Origin of the sequence: Marinicella sediminis (assembly GCF_002000055.1) — a bacterium.
Taxonomy (GTDB): Bacteria; Pseudomonadota; Gammaproteobacteria; order Xanthomonadales; family Marinicellaceae; genus Marinicella; species Marinicella sediminis.
Genome location: NZ_MVBD01000004.1, coordinates 67,913 through 85,206 on the forward strand (window position 1 = coordinate 67,913; position 17,294 = coordinate 85,206).

General features: G+C 49.7%; 15 protein-coding genes. 2 read left to right on the forward strand and 13 right to left on the reverse strand.

Features of this window, described 5'->3' with window-relative positions; genetic code table 11:
- Window positions 1–239: 239 nt before the first annotated feature.
- From B0475_RS06690 to B0475_RS06705, 4 genes are read right to left on the reverse strand one after another with little or no spacing between them, the layout of a single operon-like run.
- Window positions 240–863: a hypothetical protein gene (locus B0475_RS06690; protein ID WP_077410997.1), complete on the reverse strand. Its 624-nt coding sequence runs from the start codon at window positions 861–863 to the stop codon at window positions 240–242.
- On the reverse strand, window positions 860–1,279 hold the full coding sequence (locus B0475_RS06695) for a LexA family protein (RefSeq protein WP_077410998.1): 420 nt from the start codon (window positions 1,277–1,279) through the stop codon (window positions 860–862). Before B0475_RS06695 ends, B0475_RS06690 begins: the two co-directional genes overlap by 4 nt.
- Window positions 1,272–1,928, reverse strand: a complete 657-nt coding sequence (locus tag B0475_RS06700) for an SOS response-associated peptidase family protein (protein ID WP_077410999.1) — start codon at window positions 1,926–1,928, stop codon at window positions 1,272–1,274. Before B0475_RS06700 ends, B0475_RS06695 begins: the two co-directional genes overlap by 8 nt.
- Window positions 1,929–1,978: 50 nt before the next feature.
- Window positions 1,979–3,136 carry a histidine phosphatase family protein gene (locus B0475_RS06705; protein WP_077411000.1) on the reverse strand — a complete coding sequence of 386 codons (1,158 nt, stop codon included), beginning with the start codon at window positions 3,134–3,136 and terminating at the stop codon, window positions 1,979–1,981.
- A 130-nt stretch (window positions 3,137–3,266) separates the two neighbouring features.
- On the opposite strand from B0475_RS06705, the gene B0475_RS06710 reads away from it, so the two are divergent.
- Complete coding sequence (locus B0475_RS06710; protein ID WP_157892756.1) at window positions 3,267–4,874, forward strand: IPT/TIG domain-containing protein; 1,608 nt, start codon at window positions 3,267–3,269, stop codon at window positions 4,872–4,874.
- 61 nt (window positions 4,875–4,935) lie between these two features.
- Entirely contained in the window at window positions 4,936–5,487 is a 552-nt protein-coding gene (locus B0475_RS06715) for a hypothetical protein (protein WP_157892757.1), read from the forward strand.
- 12 nt (window positions 5,488–5,499) lie between these two features.
- Here the strand turns inward: B0475_RS06715 and dnaE are convergent, their stop codons facing one another.
- The 9 genes from dnaE to rseP are packed head-to-tail and all read right to left on the reverse strand — an operon-like array spanning window position 5,500 to window position 17,294.
- The gene (dnaE, locus tag B0475_RS06720; RefSeq protein WP_077411003.1) at window positions 5,500–8,964 is read right to left on the reverse strand and encodes a DNA polymerase III subunit alpha; all 3,465 of its coding nucleotides are present in this window, start codon (window positions 8,962–8,964) and stop codon (window positions 5,500–5,502) included.
- The gene (rnhB, locus tag B0475_RS06725) at window positions 8,961–9,530 is read right to left on the reverse strand and encodes a ribonuclease HII (protein WP_232781851.1); all 570 of its coding nucleotides are present in this window, start codon (window positions 9,528–9,530) and stop codon (window positions 8,961–8,963) included. Before rnhB ends, dnaE begins: the two co-directional genes overlap by 4 nt.
- The gene (lpxB, locus tag B0475_RS06730; protein ID WP_077411005.1) at window positions 9,524–10,666 is read right to left on the reverse strand and encodes a lipid-A-disaccharide synthase; all 1,143 of its coding nucleotides are present in this window, start codon (window positions 10,664–10,666) and stop codon (window positions 9,524–9,526) included. The genes rnhB and lpxB overlap by 7 nt, the downstream gene beginning before the upstream one ends.
- On the reverse strand, window positions 10,666–11,436 hold the full coding sequence (lpxA, locus tag B0475_RS06735; protein WP_077411006.1) for an acyl-ACP--UDP-N-acetylglucosamine O-acyltransferase: 771 nt from the start codon (window positions 11,434–11,436) through the stop codon (window positions 10,666–10,668). The genes lpxB and lpxA overlap by 1 nt, the downstream gene beginning before the upstream one ends.
- Window positions 11,433–11,885 carry a 3-hydroxyacyl-ACP dehydratase FabZ gene (gene fabZ / locus B0475_RS06740; RefSeq protein ID WP_077411007.1) on the reverse strand — a complete coding sequence of 151 codons (453 nt, stop codon included), beginning with the start codon at window positions 11,883–11,885 and terminating at the stop codon, window positions 11,433–11,435. The genes lpxA and fabZ overlap by 4 nt, the downstream gene beginning before the upstream one ends.
- Window positions 11,878–12,891: a UDP-3-O-(3-hydroxymyristoyl)glucosamine N-acyltransferase gene (lpxD, locus tag B0475_RS06745; RefSeq protein ID WP_077411008.1), complete on the reverse strand. Its 1,014-nt coding sequence runs from the start codon at window positions 12,889–12,891 to the stop codon at window positions 11,878–11,880. Before lpxD ends, fabZ begins: the two co-directional genes overlap by 8 nt.
- 9 nt (window positions 12,892–12,900) lie before the next feature.
- Complete coding sequence (locus B0475_RS06750; protein WP_077411009.1) at window positions 12,901–13,419, reverse strand: OmpH family outer membrane protein; 519 nt, start codon at window positions 13,417–13,419, stop codon at window positions 12,901–12,903.
- Between the two features lie 6 nt (window positions 13,420–13,425).
- Window positions 13,426–15,897: an outer membrane protein assembly factor BamA gene (gene bamA / locus B0475_RS06755; protein WP_077411010.1), complete on the reverse strand. Its 2,472-nt coding sequence runs from the start codon at window positions 15,895–15,897 to the stop codon at window positions 13,426–13,428.
- Window positions 15,898–15,926: 29 nt separating this feature from the next.
- Window positions 15,927–17,294, reverse strand: a complete 1,368-nt coding sequence (rseP, locus tag B0475_RS06760) for an RIP metalloprotease RseP (RefSeq protein WP_077411011.1) — start codon at window positions 17,292–17,294, stop codon at window positions 15,927–15,929.

The window sequence follows — 17,294 nt, forward strand, 5'->3', positions numbered from 1 at the left end:
GGGCCATTATCTTAACCCCGGTTCTCGTTTTCTGAGAAGCGATTTATGAATAATCGGATTGGCATTCAATGATCACACCCAATGGGTTCAAAGTCATTGATTCTGCGGTGCTCATTTCAAATCACCCTCACTCAACTCCCTGGCTCACAGCCACTTGATTTCCGGGGGTTGAAATGGTTCACGAAAATTTGACTCAGTTTGACCGGTGTGTGGTTGATTGGCGGTCTGAGCCAGCCAGATCAATGACAGGTGACGGTCACCACCACCTTGAGTTTTTCCACCGGCCACCATACGCCATCAAACAACCGCTCTGTTGTCTGAGTTGATTTGTATTGAACCGACTGCACAGACAACAAACCCGGACACACCTGGTTGGCAGGTTCTGCCAGTTGCGCCTTGATCTGTGCCGTGAGCACTGCTGTCTCGGGGGCTTCAATGTGATAAGCAGTGCCAATGACCTGGAACACATGGGTGTTGTTCTTCAACGTCTCCAGAAACACTTTGGGGTCCTGCTCCATCGCATCTTTACACACCACCCTGGCCAGCAGGTTATATGAATGATGCCTGCCACCATCGGCATGGTCCAATACATACAGGCGTTCGAACACCCGGTCAGTGAAGAGCACATCACCATCACACAGCTTTTCAATGCGTTTGTCCATTGATCGCTCCAGTATGGGCCTGACTGTGGCTTCTTCGGCTGAATGAGCCAGGGCCATGCGCTGATGAATCAGCTGCCAGCCATAAGCTGTCTGCCGCACAGCCACGGTCTGCACATCAGAATGCTTAATGCTTTGGGTTGAAGCAAACAACACACAGCCTGATAACAGGATGCCTGAGGTGAACACCAGCAGTGATTTCACAGTTTGCGCACAATGCTGGTAACCACCCCCCAGATTTGCATTTCCGTCTCACCACTGATGCGGATGGGCTGGTAAGCAGGGTTTTCCGGACGCAGCTCGATACCGTCACGGGTACACAGACGTTTAACGGTGAATTCGTTGTCAATCACTGCCACCACGATGCTGTTGTGCCTGGGGTTGCGGGAACGATCGATGACCAAAAGATCGCCTTCAAAGATCCCCGCACCAGTCATTGAATCACCTTCCACTTTGGCAAAAAAGGTGGCGGTTTTGTTGTGGATCAGGTATTCATTCAAGTCCAGCGTGTCGCCCAGGTATTCGGTGGCAGGCGAAGGAAAACCGGCCGGCACTTTGGGTTCATAAAACGGTATTTCCACCCGCGAGGTGCGGGGTTTGATCAGGGTCACTTTACTCATCGGCGGTTACCTCTATCTGTTCGGCCCTTGGGGTCAGATCTCTGGCCCCGGTTATCGGGGTGGCGATCAGGTTCATGTTGATTTTGGGGGTCAGTAAATGACGCAACGCTTCACTGTCGGTCAGCGTCGGATCCAGCCACATATCGATCAGACTGTCATCTTCCCAATCCAGCATCAGCGGTACTGACTTGCGGTGGATGTCTTCCCATTTGGGGTTACCGGGACAGGTGATCACCGAAGCGGTGGTCAGGGTTTCGTCATTGATCTGGTATTGTTTATAAATCCCCCCCAGTGCCAGCGCGCCACGCTCTGAGGTGATGTGGTGATACTGCTTGTTCTGGCCTTCGATCACCCCGGAGGCTGGCATGATACAGCGCGAGGTACGGAACAGGGTTTTCGTCAGCGGCGAAGTGTACAGCTTGTCCCAGCGGCTGTTGAAGGTGGCGTACTGGTAGTTGGGTTTCCCATCCTTGCCCAGCAACAACCACCACTTGGCATCTTCCAGGTAACGGTCATTGGTGTCTTCGGTGACAATTTGAATGGTTGAAGCCGGCACCCGGATACCCCGGGTTTCCACTTGTGAAACCCCCAAAGCTTCAGTCACCGCGTGGGTGAATGGATCATTGATGACATTATACGCGCCGCACATGATCCCATTATAAGCTGAGCGACCTCAAGGCTCCACGCCTTTGCGTCATTTTACTCCTGAATCGCTTCCACCAGTTCATACGACCACGGTGATTTGATCACTTCGATTTTCACCACTTTGGGCTGTTTCTTATCGATCCAGAAATATTGTGACGGCGCGCCTCCCGAGTACTGAACTTTATAGGTATCAAAGGTGCCGGCCGGGACGGTAATCTGTTCTTCGCCTTCGTAGGTGATATCAATCAGCCGCTGATCGGCATCATAGCCATTGAACCAGTTAACCAGCAACGGCTGTTCAGCGCTCACTGGCAACAGGTGAGCCAGCATGATCAGGCTGGTCCGTTCAGTGGTTCCTGGCTTCAGGGTTGCATCAATATCGACCGTCCCCTGTGGCTTGAACGGTTCACGTGCCATTTGACTGTGACCGGTAACCTTTTGCCCTTGCCAATGCAGGTCAATATTCACCGGCTGCCCCATGGCTCCGGTCATGGTTAAACTCAGTGGCGCCAGCTTAGACCGGCTGACCTCGGCACGGATGTCAGCCTCAATCTTGTAAGCTTCGATGGTCGTCTTTTCATGCAATTGATAGTACTCATCCGTTTGACTGAACGCATGAACCGACTGGCCCACCACATCACCATTGAGTTGCATGTTGAACGTCAGTGAACCAGAAAACCAGTGGTCATTGAGTGGCTGCCAGTCGGTCAGGCCTGCATGGGCACGGGTAGGTGCTGAACGCAAAGTATTGACCACCACGTGTTCACCCTGACGTACCACCTGAAACAAAAAATCGAAATTGGCTTCGTCCAGATTGGTCACTGATTGCCCGGACAACAAATGAACCAGCATCGGTGTGGTGTTGGAGTGACCAACAATCATGGCATTCACATCCTCTTTGAGCAACTGTTCTTTCAAACCCGGCAAGTCACGGGGGTCATAACTGGTGACTTCAATACCAAGCTGTGCAGCCAATGGTCCGGCAGTTAATTGGGTGCGCTGATAATCGCTGGCATAAACCTTTTTAATCCCGGCATTGGCAAGCATGCCAGCCAGATTGGCCGCTCGCTGGTAACCTTGCTCAGTCAACGCCGGGTCCTTGCTGCCATCACTGGCCTTTTCAGCATGCCGCAGCACATAAAAAGTCGCCGCCTGAGCATTGACGCTTACCGCCAACAACAGAAACATCATTATCCGCTTGATTGTCATCATTTCATTCCAGATTTATGGTGTCATTGATTCTATCAATAAAAACCAGTCCGGCCATGGTCAATTAGTCATTAATCAACACTGATCTGCTGTGCTAAAATCATTTGAATCAATCATCAAAAACGGGGATATCATGAAAAGTGTGTGGACATTCTGGTTCTGTTTATTGCTGAGCGCTGCGGTACAGGCAGGTAACGATTTCAGCATCAACATCAATCCATCAGGCGGAGAGACCATTGGCAACTACCCGCTGGTCATCAGTGGCATACCCAATCCATTATCAGTTACCCAAGTGCTGGTCGGTGATCAATCATGTGGTAATTTGCAGATCTCTGCGGTGGATGTCATCTGTAACGTGCCTGCCGGAACCGGTGACCAACCTGTGCTGGTGTTCAGTGATGCCACTCAGATTTTCAATGGTGACTCACACATTTTTGCCTACAATGCGCCGTTGATTTCGCAAGTCAATCCAATCTCAGTCCCACAAACCGGTGGGGTTGTGGTCAGCATTGGTGGGGCCAATTTTGGCACCACGGCTGGCCAGGTTTTGGTGGGTGGCATTGCGTGCCAAATTCTGGCCTTCACACAGAACTCAATAGACTGCCTTGTTCCTCCCGGACGCGGGCCAGATAAACCCATCACCGTGATTCAGGCCAATGGAAAATCAGGCAGCCTGCCCAATGCCGTTTCATACCAACCCTGTGCCCCCGGCTCGTTCAATAACAATGGCCAATGTCTGCCTTGTGCCGTGGGCCGCTTCCAGGACCAGGCAGATCAAAACAGCTGTAAAATCTGTGAACCAGGCACCTTCAGCGCAGTTACCGGGGCCACTCAATGCACTGCCTGTGCGCCCGGATCATTTGCCAGCATGGCTGGTTCAGCCCAATGCAATGCCTGTCCGCAGGGCCGGTTTCAGGACCTCTCTGGCCAGGCACAATGCAACGACTGCGCATTAGGTACTTTCAATGATCAGATCGGCGCCACCAGTTGCAGCGCCTGTTCCGTGGGCCGTTTTGCCGGCAGCGAAGGATTGAATGCCTGTACAGATTGTCCGGTAGGTACCTTTCAGGATCAGCCAGGTCAAAGCAGTTGTCAGGCCTGTTCGGCCGGCACTTTCAGTGACATCACCGGAGCCATCAATTGCAACTCCTGTTCGGCAGGCACTTTTGCCCCCACTGAAGGCCTGGCCAGTTGCAGTGCATGCCCACAGGGCACTTTCCAAGACAGCACCGGACAAGCTTTTTGCAAGGCTTGTGAACCAGGCACTGCGAGCAACGTCACAGGAGCTGATTCATGCCCGGCCTGTCTGCCAGGCACCTACACCAATACTTCAGGCGAACTGAGCTGTACCGCGTGTAATGAAGGAACCTATCAAAACATTGCCGGACAGGTGTCCTGTAAGGCCTGTGGGCCGGGTACTTTTGCAGAAAACACCGGCAGCAGTGCCTGCACCTTGTGTGCAACCGGGAAGTATCAGGACGGGGTTGGGCAAAACACCTGTTTTGATTGCCAGCCCGGGACCTTTGCAGAATTCAGCGGCGCTGCCCAATGCAGTCAGTGCCCGTCGGGTAGTTTTCAGGACCTTGCCGGTCAACCCAATTGCCTGAGTTGTCCCGACAGCACGATTCAACCAGCTCCCGGGCAGACCCAATGCCTGGGACCTGGACAGTGTGATGCAGTTTTTGGCTTATTCTTCTCGGAGTTTGAAGCCGGGCTTGAACCAGTTGGCGGTGATCAATAAGCTTCACCTGATCTGATGAATAACTCTGGTACAATGCCGGCTTTTGTACCAGAGTTTCATTGTGTTCAGAAAATCAGTTTCATTTTTCATCCTGGTGGCTTTGTTTTGGGTGGTGCTTTGGGTATACATTCCTGACCGCACGCCTGACCAGTTTTCCTTCAGTGACATGCTGCGCGGAATATTGCTGTTGTGTTCTTTCACGGCCTTTGGTTTTGCTTTGCTGATGCTGGTCATTCGCTATTGGGGACTGGACTTGGCCAGCCGGCTGTTGCCTCAGGGTTCCTTGCTGATATGGCTGGGCAAGCATGCCTATGAGTACAGCCAACCCAAAGTCTCGTTATTGTGCCAGTATGTAGGAAAAGCCAGGTCCACAGAACTACAAATCCAAATCAACAAATCACAATTACACAATCATCAGTTGATCGCTGCGTCCCCCCCTGTTCGGGTTCAACTGGGGGTGGTGACTCAGGATCCGGTGATCACCTGGCACAATGACCAAGCAGGCATGCACCAGGCCAATCTGCGATTACTCAAAACAGTCAAAAAAATGGGGCGGAATGTCTCCTACCGGTTGATCATCACCGATGACGGACATAGTCTGATCCGTCAATGAGGTGTCAATGCGTCAATTGCCTTTGGTGAGAATGCCCTGTATCGAGGGGCGGCGCAATGCATCGAGAAATAAGCTATAAGAAGGCCTGATTTTGTGATCCTCTGAGAGTTTAAGGTTAACTTTTTGACCGGCCTTTTTGTAATGTACGTACAGTTGCGCCTTACCCTTGCCGTGTTGCTGTAACAAGTCATCTATGTCATTGGCCAACCGCTCACTGTGTGCTTTGCTGACGAAGCAGATGCGTTCACAGTACAAAGCAACTGCAGATTCAACATCATACAACTGGCTGACAGAAGTCACAAAAATCTCATTGTCTGGTTTGCCGTCTTTACCTTTGAATGTTTTCATACCGGCTGTGCCTTCTACCCACAACATGGCATTGGGTTCCAGCAACTCCTGGTATTCATAATAGACTTGCTCACTCAGGCTGAACTCAAATGCACCCGACTGATCAGTGATCCTGACTTTCATCTTACCCTTGAAGCCCGGGCGCACACCGACCACCAAGCCCAGAACCCGAAAATCCCTGGGCTTGGCGTTTTTGATGTTCATTTCTGTGAATTGAGCCAATTCAAAAGTCATCACATGAGACAGACATGAACTGGCCAGTCGCAAAGGATGATCACTGAGGAAGGTTCCGGTGACGGTTTTCTCGGCCAACAAGCGTTCCAGGCTGGGGTCGTCAGCCACTTCAGGTAATTGGATGGATTGATAAGAACTGTTGCCGGTGGCATTCCCAAATAAATCAAACTGGCCGGAATCACGATCTTTGGACATTTGATCAGCGGCTTTGACCACCTGTTCCATACCCACCAATAATTGTTTGCGGTTGTCATGTAATTGATCAAATGCACCTGATCTGATCAGTGCCTCCAGGGTTCGCTTATTGACTTTGCGCAGATTTACCCGGGTACACAAGTCTTGAAAAGATTCAAAAGGACCATTCTTTTCCCGGGCCTCAACGATTTCTTCAATGGCACCCTCTCCAACACCTTTGATGGCTCCCATGCCATAAATGATGGCACCTTCCCTGGCTTTAAAACGATACACCGATTGGTTCACATCTGGTGGCCTGACCAGAATTTTAAAACTGCGTATGTCATACAGCTGATTGACCACTTTTTCGGTGTTATCCATATCCGCAGATAACACCGCAGCCATGAAGTGCACAGGATAGTGCGCTTTCAGGAACGCGGTCTGATAGGACACCAGGGCATAAGCAGCCGAATGAGACTTGTTGAAACCGTATCCGGCAAATGTTTCGATGTTGGAAAAAATATCAGCTGCCAGATCACCATTGACCCCACGTTCCACTGCCCCATCAATGAAGATTTGCTTCTGTTGAGCCATCACTTCATGAATTTTCTTACCCATGGCTTTACGCAGGATGTCGGCCCCACCCAGGGTAAAACCTGACAACACCTGGGCGATCTGCATCACCTGCTCCTGATACAAAATCACCCCGTAAGTCGGTTTCAGGATGTCGGTCAGTGATTCGTGCAGGTAATCCGGAGTCTCCATGCCATGTTTACATTTGACATAGGTGTCGACCATGCCTGAATCCAGCGGGCCTGGCCGGTAAAGCGCCACCAACGCAATGATGTCTTCGAAACTGTCTGGCTTTAAGCGCCCGATGAGTCCCTGCATGCCCGCTGATTCCAGCTGAAACACAGAGGTGGTTTTGGCAGACCTGAGCAACCTGAAGGTTTTTTTATCATCCAGCGGGATCAGATCAATATCAGGTTTGTCACCGGTTTCCTGCTCGATGGATTGCAAAGCCCAATCTATGATGGTCAGTGTTCGGAGCCCCAGGAAATCAAATTTAACCAGACCGATGGATTCCACATCATCCTTGTCAAACTGAGAAACCACGGATTGCGAACTTTCCTCCACATACACCGGGCAAAAATCACTGATGGCACTGGGTGCAATCACCACCCCACCGGCATGTTTACCCACGTTGCGCTTAAGCCCCTCTAACTTGAGCGACAGATCAATCACTTCCTGGGCTTCATCATCCTCATCATACAGTTGTGCCAGTTCCGGTGCTTTTTTCAGTGATTCGGTGAGGGTGATCCCCAGGTCGTTGGGAATCAGTTTGGCAATACCGTCTACCACTGGGTAAGGATAACCCAAAACCCGACCAGCATCACGGATCACCGCTTTGGCATTCATCGACCCATAAGTGATGATCTGGCTGACCTTTTCCTTGCCGTATTTATCGGCCACGTAGCCAATCACTTCATCACGGCGATCCATGCAGAAATCGACGTCAAAATCCGGCATTGAAATCCGCTCTGGATTCAAAAAACGCTCAAACAGCAATTCATATTTCAGCGGATCAAGGTTGGTGATGCGCAGCACAAAAGCCACCAGCGAGCCCGCACCTGAACCACGTCCCGGACCCACAGGAATCTGATTTTTTTTCGACCAGCGGATGAAGTCAGAAACAATCAAAAAGTATCCCGGAAATCCCATATCGAGGATCACTTTGACTTCATGTGCCAGTCGATCATGGTAATCCTGTTCGCTGTAATCAGGATCCGGGCCATGCTTCTCGAGAAACTCATTGAGGTTGTCTTTACACAGTTGAGCAAAATAACTGTCAATGGTCAAACCTTCCGGTATCGGGAAATCCGGGAGGTAATAATCTTTGAAATTAAAGTCCAGGCTGCAACGCTGTGCAATCAGGTGGCTGTTTTCCACCATCTGAGGAAACTGAGCAAATTCAGCGGCCATCTCAGCAGTCGACTGAACATATTGTTGCTGGGTGTATTCTTTGGGCCGTTTTGGGTCGGCCAGTACGTAACCCCGATTGATACAAATCCGCGCCTCATGGGCGTTGAAATCTTCCGCTTCAAGAAACCGGCAACGCCCCGTGGCCACCAATGGGACCTGTTGATGTGCAGCCATGTAAATGGCGGCCGAATGAATGCCCTCTTCGTGTTCCCGGCCGATCCGGGCAATGGCCACATAATAACGATCACCAAACACGGCTTTCCAGCCCAACATGGCGTCCAGTGCCATTTCCAGTTTATCATTGGCTATGTGGTGCCCTATATCACTGTGCAGGCTGTCAGCCAAGACGATCAGCCCTTCATGGTGCTGAAAAATGAATTCCTGGTTAACCCGCGGTTGATGAGCTGCATTGCGATTGTATTGAGCGTGAGAAATGATTTGACTGAGGTTCAGGAACCCGGTGCGATCCTGACATAACAAGGTCAACTCATAAACCAACTCCGGATCATCCGGGTCTTCTACCCAGATATCGGCTCCGATGATCGGTTTGATGCCGGCTTTCAGGGCGGCATTGAAAAATTTAACCGTGGCAAACACATTGTTCATGTCGGTGATCGCCACCGCTGGCATACCCAGTTCCTTGATCTTTTGAATCAGCTGAGGTATCCGAATGGTGGAATCCACAATGGCGTATTCCGTATGCACATTCAGATGAACAAAAGGTTGAGCCTGGTTCATCGCAACCACTCCGCTTGTAACAGGTTTCTCACCGGAGCGAAACTTTTCCGGTGATGGGGAGAAGGGCCCTGGGCTTTGAGTACAGCCAGGTGTTGTTGTGTGCCATAACCTTTGTGACGGTCAAAGCCGTAAGCAGGGTATTCCTGATGCAGTTCTGTCATCAAAGCATCACGCGCACTTTTAGCCAGGATCGACGCCGCACTGATCGCCGCCACCTTACCATCACCACCGATAATGGCTTGTGCGGGGAGTTGAAAATCAGGGCATTTATTGCCATCGACCAACACTTCATCCGGCTGCGTACTCAGCGCCTTCACTGCTTGCTGCATGCCCTGCATGGTGGCCTGCAAAATATTGATTTGGTCAATGACCGCCACATCAACATGAATCACCGACCAGGCCAAGGCCTGCTCCATGATCTGTGGTGCCAATGTCAGCCGTTTGGCTTCACTGAGTTTTTTGGAATCATCCAGACCGGGAATTTCATCCCGCAAAATCACCGCAGCCACCGTCACCGGGCCAGCCAATGGCCCACGGCCTGCCTCATCGACACCGGCAATTAACACAATGACTCCGCCAGATTCAGTACGGCCCTGGCAGCCTGATCGGGTTGTGCAGTCAGCAGCGATTGATGAATGTGATGAAACTGCATCATGCGTTGTTCAGCCTGCGGGTCATTGATGACTTCCCTACAGGCAGTCAGCAGGTTATCAGTGGTCAGATCATTTTGCATCACTTCTGGCACCAAAAAGTCACCGGCAAGTACATTGGGCAATGAATAATATGGTAATTGCATCATGCGAAAAGTTTTGACCAGCCACCAGGTGATTGGTGAAATGCGATAGGCAACCACCATGGGGGTTTTGCTCAGCAAAGCCTCCAGAGCCACCGTTCCAGAGCCAAGTAAGGCAAAATCTGCGGCTTGCAGCAAGGCACTGGTGTCATCAACAAAGTTCAGCTCCAACTGCTGTTCTGCTGCTAATTTCGCCACCTGCTTTTGCTTGGCTTCACTGACATTGCTGGAAACCACTTGCCACTCGTCACTGGTGTTCAGTTTCCTGACGGTTTCAGCAAACACCGGGGTGAGCTCTTTGATTTCACGGTTTCTGCTGCCAGGCAACAGAGCCAGAATTTTTTTATCTGACAACCCCAACTGTGCTCTGCTCCGTTGTTTATCTACCTGCAGCGGAATTTGTTTGGCCAATGGGTGACCAACAAACCGGGCATCGATACCCGTCCCTGAATAACATTCGACTTCAAAAGGGAACAGCGTCAGTAAACCGTCGATGAAGCGGGCCATTTTGTGTACCCTGCCCGGTCGCCAGGCCCAAACGGATGGGCTGACATAATGGATCACCGGAACGCCATGTTTTTTCATGGCTTTGGCAATGGAAAAGTTCAGATCTGGTGAGTCCACCCCGATAAACAGATCTGGCTTCGATGACAGGATGGTGCGAACCACTTGTTTTTTGGTTTTGAGCAGGCGTGGCAGGTCTTTCAACACTTCTGCCAGACCCATCACCGAAAATACTTCATTATCCTGAATCAATTCAGCGCCAGTGGCTTTGATGTGCCGGCCCCCAACAGCGACAAATTGACATCCTGGGTTGAGGCGTTGTAAATCCCTGATCAGATCGGCGCCAATCAAATCGCTGGATGCTTCCCCGGCAACCACGGCAATTGTGACCGGACCTGTTGACATCAACGAATGATGCTGCGGCTGGATGCTTTGATGAAATCGACCATCATCTGGACATCTGCTGACTCACTGGCCAGAGCCGTCAGTTCATCCATGGCTTGTTCCAGTTTCAGATCTGATTTATAGATAATGCGATAGGCTTTTTTAATGGCCGCAATCCGGGTGGCATCAAAGCCACGTCGTTTCAATCCTTCAAAATTAATTGCCCTGGGCTTAGCCGGATTACCCTGAGCCATGACAAACGGTGGCACGTCTTTTTGAAAACCAGAATCCATGGCTGTGAAGGCATGGGCACCCACCCGGCAAAACTGATGCAATTTTGTGAACCCGCCAAGGATCACATGATCACCGACATGCACATGTCCGGCCAGTGAACTGCAATTGGCCAGAATGGTGTGATCACCCAAAATGCAGTCATGAGCAATGTGAACATAAGCCATAATCCAGTTATGACTGCCCACTGTGGTGATGCCATCATCATCCACCGTTCCCCGGTTAATGGTCACGTATTCACGGATGGTGTTGTGGTCACCGATCACCAGTCGGGTTGGCTCATTTGCAAACTTCTTGTCTTGAGGGTCCTCACCGATTGAGGCGAACGGATAAATCTTATTGCCCCGGCCTATTTCGGTGTGGTTGGCCACCACCACATGAGACTTCAACACCGTGTCATCACCGATCACGGTATCTGCTTCAATGATACAGTAAGGGCCAATGCTGACGTTTTCGCCAATACGGGCACTGGGGTCTATGATGGCTGTTGGATGGATCATTTACTCTTCTCTGCACACAATAAATCAGCTTTGGCCACCACTTTACCGGCAACCCTGGCTTTGCATTGATACATGGTCATATTTTTGATGACTTTTTTGATGTGACACTCAAACTCAACCTGGTCACCGGGCACCACAATCTGACTGAACTTGGCATTGTCTACTTTAACCAGGTAGAACAACGCATCATTGGCCAGCCCTTCCCGGGACAGTTGAGTCAATACCCCGGCTGCCTGCGCCATGGCTTCTATCACCATCACGCCAGGCATCACTGGATGATCCGGGAAATGGCCCTGAAACTGAGGCTCATTGAATGTCACATTTTTGATCGCCCTGATCCATTGACCGGGTTCATATGCCACCACCCTGTCGACCAGTAAAAACGGATAACGGTGAGGTATCAATTCCATGATTTGTTCCACACCGATGGTTTGAGCTTGCTCAGTCATTGATTTTTTTCTCCAGTTGATTGATTTTGCGGGCCAGTTTGTCCAGTTGCCTGGTCCGAACCGCATTTTTTCGCCACTGACTGGTTTTTTGTAAGGGCGATACTGAACTGTATGAGCCGGGTTCTTTGATTGAGTGGGTTACCAGGGCCATGGCCTGAATGGTAACTCCGTCACAGATGTTAATGTGTCCCACAACACCAACACCACCACCGATCATACAATTTTTTCCGATCACAGCTGAGCCCGCTATGGCGGTACAGCCTGCAATCACCGTGTGGTCACCTATGACCACATTGTGTCCAATTTGAATCTGATTATCCAGCCGCACATCCTGACCCAATATGGTGTTTTCTATGGCACCGCAATCAATCGTAGTATTGGCGCCAATTTCACAATCATCACCAATTTCAACCACCCCGGTCTGGGGAATTTTCAACCAGCCATCTTTATCACGGGCCAGGCCGAAGCCATCGGCTCCAATCACTGCTCCAGGATGAATGATTACGCGATCACCGATCCGGCTGCCAGCTTCAATTTTAACACCGGTCCTGATCTCACAATCGGCTCCAATCACCACGTCTTCTGCGATTGACACATGTGCGGCCAATCGGCTACCTGAACCAATCTGTGAACGCTCACCAACCACTGACAATGGGCCAAGACTGACATCTTCGGACACTTGTGCTGTTGCTGCCACCACCGCTGTGGGGTGTTGGCAATGTGGCTGCTGATTATTTACTGCGAACAGATTGGCTACTTTGGCAAACACCACATAAGGGTTATCCGCCAGCAAGGCGTTGCCGGAAAACTGATCAATCATACCTGGTGAGATGATCACTGCTCCGGCTTGGGTGCTGGCCAGGTATTTGGTGTAATTTGAATTCGCCAGAAAGCTGATTTCATCGGCTTTTGCGCCATGCAGCGTACCCACCCGCCGTAACCGGACCTGACCATCTCCCTGGTATTTAAGTTGCAATAACTGTGCGAGTTCGGCGAGGGTTTTCATGGCCACCCCTCATTGTCCGGAAGAATAATCAGACCTGAGCTGCTGCAGAATCTCATCAGTGATGTCGATGTCATCATTGGCATACAAAATGGCATTGATCAATATCGCATCATAACCATTGTCCTCAGCATACCTGGCCACCACTGTTTTGATTTGATTTTGCACCTCATCAACCAACTGGGAATTGCGGATGGTGATGGCATCTTTCAGGTCTTCTTTGGCCCGCCTTACCTGACGGTCCAGGATTCTGGCACGCTCCTGCAATTCAGCCAGCTTGTCCGGGGTCATGAAATTACCCTCTTTGCTGATGCTGTCCTCCAGTAACTTGAGGTCCGATGCCTGTTGGGCAATTTTGTTATTCTGTTCCTCAAACTCTGCAGTGATGGTGCGGTTGGCATCCAGTATCTGCGGAGAACTGTTGATCAGGGTGTTCATATCCACATAGCCGATTTTGCCCTGTGCATGGGCCATGGTAACCCCAAGTGAGGCCACCAACATAAACCGGATCAGTGTTTTGAACACAATCATGAGTGATTAAAAAGTGTTACCAAAGGTAAATTGTAACCGCTCTGTGCGATCAAGGCGATCGTTATTAAATGGTAATGCATAAGAGATCACAATGGGACCAACCGGAGCCTGCCATTTAAGGGCAAAACCGGTAGACATCCTGAGTTCTCTGGCTTCGAAAGAATCAATGTCATCAAACACGTTGCCCACATCAACAAACCAGGCCAACCTGGCAGCGTTGCTGCTGTCTTTGGCAAATGGCGTAGGAAAGATGACTTCAGCCGAGCCCACCACTTTCAGTGAACCACCAATTGGATCACCTGAGCGGGACGTGGTTGGAAAATCAATTTCTTCCTCACGAACACCACCAACCAGTGACTTGGGCCCCAGGGTATTGTCATCATACCCACGCACTGAATTCACCCCACCGGCAAAGAAGTTTTCAAAAAACGGTAAACCGGAGGAGTCGCCATAACCATCGCCGTAACCAATTTCACCACGCAATGATAAAGTCAGTTTATCGGTCAGAGGGAAGAGGATATTTTCTTTCAGGTTAATCTTGTAAAACTCAGCTGTACTGCTGGGTAAAGAGGCTTCAAAACCAATCGAGTGATAAGCACCCCGGGTTGGATTAAAATAGCGGTTCCGACTGTCTCTTGCCCATCTGGCCTCGGCTTTGTACAGGGTGAACGCCCGGCGGTACTGGAACGGAATGTTGATCAGTTCACCTTCCACCCCGGTGGCTGGTGGGATGCTGCCATCCGGATAACATTGTCCGGTCAGGTCTGGTAAGGTGGTGTCATCTTCGGGACGGACAATCGCCTGACACGAATAGGCATAACCGCCCAGGGCAATCAGATCATCAACAATGGCATCGGCTGTGAAGCCTTCATTGGCACGCAATGAAATGCGCTCATATGAAAAGTTGGTATAAATCCGGTCAAACTCTGTGATCGGGAAGCTCGCCTGTACACCCAGTGCGCCATTGGTTGAGTTGTACTGCGCAATGTTGGCATCTCCCTGATCAATGTTGGTGAAATTCATGCTGTAACCCAATGAAATCCCGTCATCAGTGAAGTAAGGGTTTTCATACAACAAATTCAATCGTTTGTAGAAGTCCGATGTATTCACCGCCACGGATAAGGTGTTACCACTGCCCAACAGGTTTTGCAGTGACACACTGGTCGAGAAATTCAAACCACTGAGCTGTGAATAACCCAGACCAAATGTAAACTGTCCTGAATTTCGTTCCTTGACTGTCACGTTGACATCGATTTGATCCTCTGTACCGGGGACCTGTTCAGTTTCGATTTCAACTTCTTCAAAATATGGCTTTTGTTGCAACCGCAGTTTGGAGCGGTCGATCAATGCCTGCGAGAACCAGGCGCCTTCAAACTGGCGCATTTCCCTGCGCAGGACTTCGTCTTTGGTTTTGGTGTTTCCTATGAAGTTGATCCTGCGAACATACACTTTTTTACCTGGTAACACAAAGAAAGTCACATCAACTGTTTTTTCTTCTTCATTGATCTGTGTCACCGGTTGAATTTCAGCAAAAGCATAACCCCGATTGGCCAGCACCGCCTTCAGGGTGTTGTTGGTCATTTCAATGTAGTTTTGAGCAAACACCTGACCTTCGGTGGTCAGCAGGTATTGTTGCATGATCGATTTGTCATAAATCAGGTTCCCGGTCAGTTCCTGTTTACCAAATTTAAACTGATCACCCTCCTGAATGTTGGCGGTGATGTAGATGTCTTTCTTGTCGTTACTGATGGTGACTTGGACCGACTCAACTTCGGCGTTCACATACCCACGGTCCATGTAATAGGATTTCAGTTTTTCCAGATCTCCATTGAGTTTTTCTTTGGAATATTGATCATCCTGCGAATACCATGAAAGCCAGTTGGTGGTATCAGATTCAAATGCTTCTATCAATTCTTCGTCAGTAAAAACCGTGTTGCCTACGATTTTAATGTGTTTGATTTTGGCTGACTTGCCCTCATCAATGTTGATGTTAACCAAAACCCTGTTTCGGTCCAGCTCCTGAACATTGGTATCAATTTCAACGTTGTATTTGCCCCGCGAAAAAAACTGATTAACCAGCTCATTTTTAACCCGCTCCAGTTCCAACTGATCAAACACTTCACCTTCAGACAATCCGATGCTGTTCAAACCCTGCATCAACTCTTCGGTTTTAATGCTTTTATTACCATCAATGCGAATGGTGGCAATGGCCGGCCGCTCATCGACCTGGACAATCAACACATCACCTTCTCGCAACATTTTTACATCATGAAAATAGCCGGTCGAAAACACACTTTCAATCGCCGAGCGGATACTGGCCGCATCAACCGTGTCACCGCGTTCAATCGGCAGGTAAGAAAATATGGTGCCATGAGAAATTCTGTCCGCACCCAGAATTCTGATGTCGCTGACCGCAAATGGATCCAATGCCTTTACCTGAAACGATAAAAACAGCAAAAGTAAAATGATATTTCGCATAGGTTTTGATTTTAATATTTTTTTGTATTTTAAGTCACTGACCTTAAAATGTCGTTATAAAAAGCTAAAGACATCAAAGAAAATAGCAGAAACATTCCAATGAATTGGGCCTTCATCTCGAATTGTTCGCTGAGGGGTGAACCCTTGATTTTCTCAAACAGCAGAAACAACATTTGACCACCATCCAGCATCGGTATTGGTAACAGGTTAATGATTCCCAGACTCAAGCTAACCAAAGCCAAAAATGACAAGTACCAGGAAAACCCCCGTGAAGCCGAATCATTGGCCACCTGAGCGATGGTAATCGGGCCTGACAGGTTTTTCAATGAGGCCTTGCCGGTTACCAGCTTCCACATCATTTCAAGTGATTTGCTGGTGATTTTCCCCACCTGCCCAAAAGCCTGTGTCACCGACTCAAGCGGACCATAGGACAAGTTAAAAAATAAACCACGGTAGTAATTCAGATCAGCTTCGGCCGGAGGTTGCGACCGGACACCCAGAATCTTACGACTGCTGTCATCCGGGTCGGTCATCAATGCCGGCACCTGCACTTGCTGAGGTAGTCCGTTTCTCAGAAACTCCACATTGATCGGCCCTGTTTTGATGGCCCCTATGATGTCTGTCACATCATACCAGTCGGTCACCGCTTGTCCATTGATGGCGGTGATCTCGTCTCCCTGTTGTAAACCCGCTTTGGCTGCCGGCAACCCTGCTTCCAGTTCATCCATGATGGCCGGAACCGGAATGGTGTAAGCTTTCAATCCAATGTGATCGATCAACTTTTCTTCGGGAACCCATTCAGGGACTCTGGACAAGTAAAGTGTTCTGTTCAACTGAGTACCTGTTGCAGTCCTGACTTCAACCGTTACATCTCGCCGGTCAATGCCAGCAGTGATCAACTGTAACGACACATCAGACCAGGTTCTGATGTCTTCTCCATCAATACTCAACAACTGGTCTTTGCCGGCAAATCCAGCTTCAGCCATCAAAGCTGTGGGTTCATCTATGGTCGGGTGGATTTCATTTTTTCCAACCACAAACATCAGCCAGTACAATGCAAAGGCCAGGATAAAATTAAATGCCGGCCCGGCAACCATGATCAGGAATCTTTGCCAGATTGGCTTATGATTGAAAGTTTGGTCCAGCTCTTCAGCTGGCACATCACAATCACGCACATCAAGCATTTTGACATAGCCACCCAATGGGATGGGGGCCACCGCAATTTCGGTGCCTTGCTTATCATAACGTGACCAAATGGGTTTGCCAAAACCGACGCAGAACCGCAACACCCTGACTTTGAACAGCCGGGCCATCCAGAAATGCCCCAGTTCATGAAAAGTGACCAATACCCCAAGGGTGATGATGAGCCAGAAAATACTGCCAAATAAGGTTTCCAT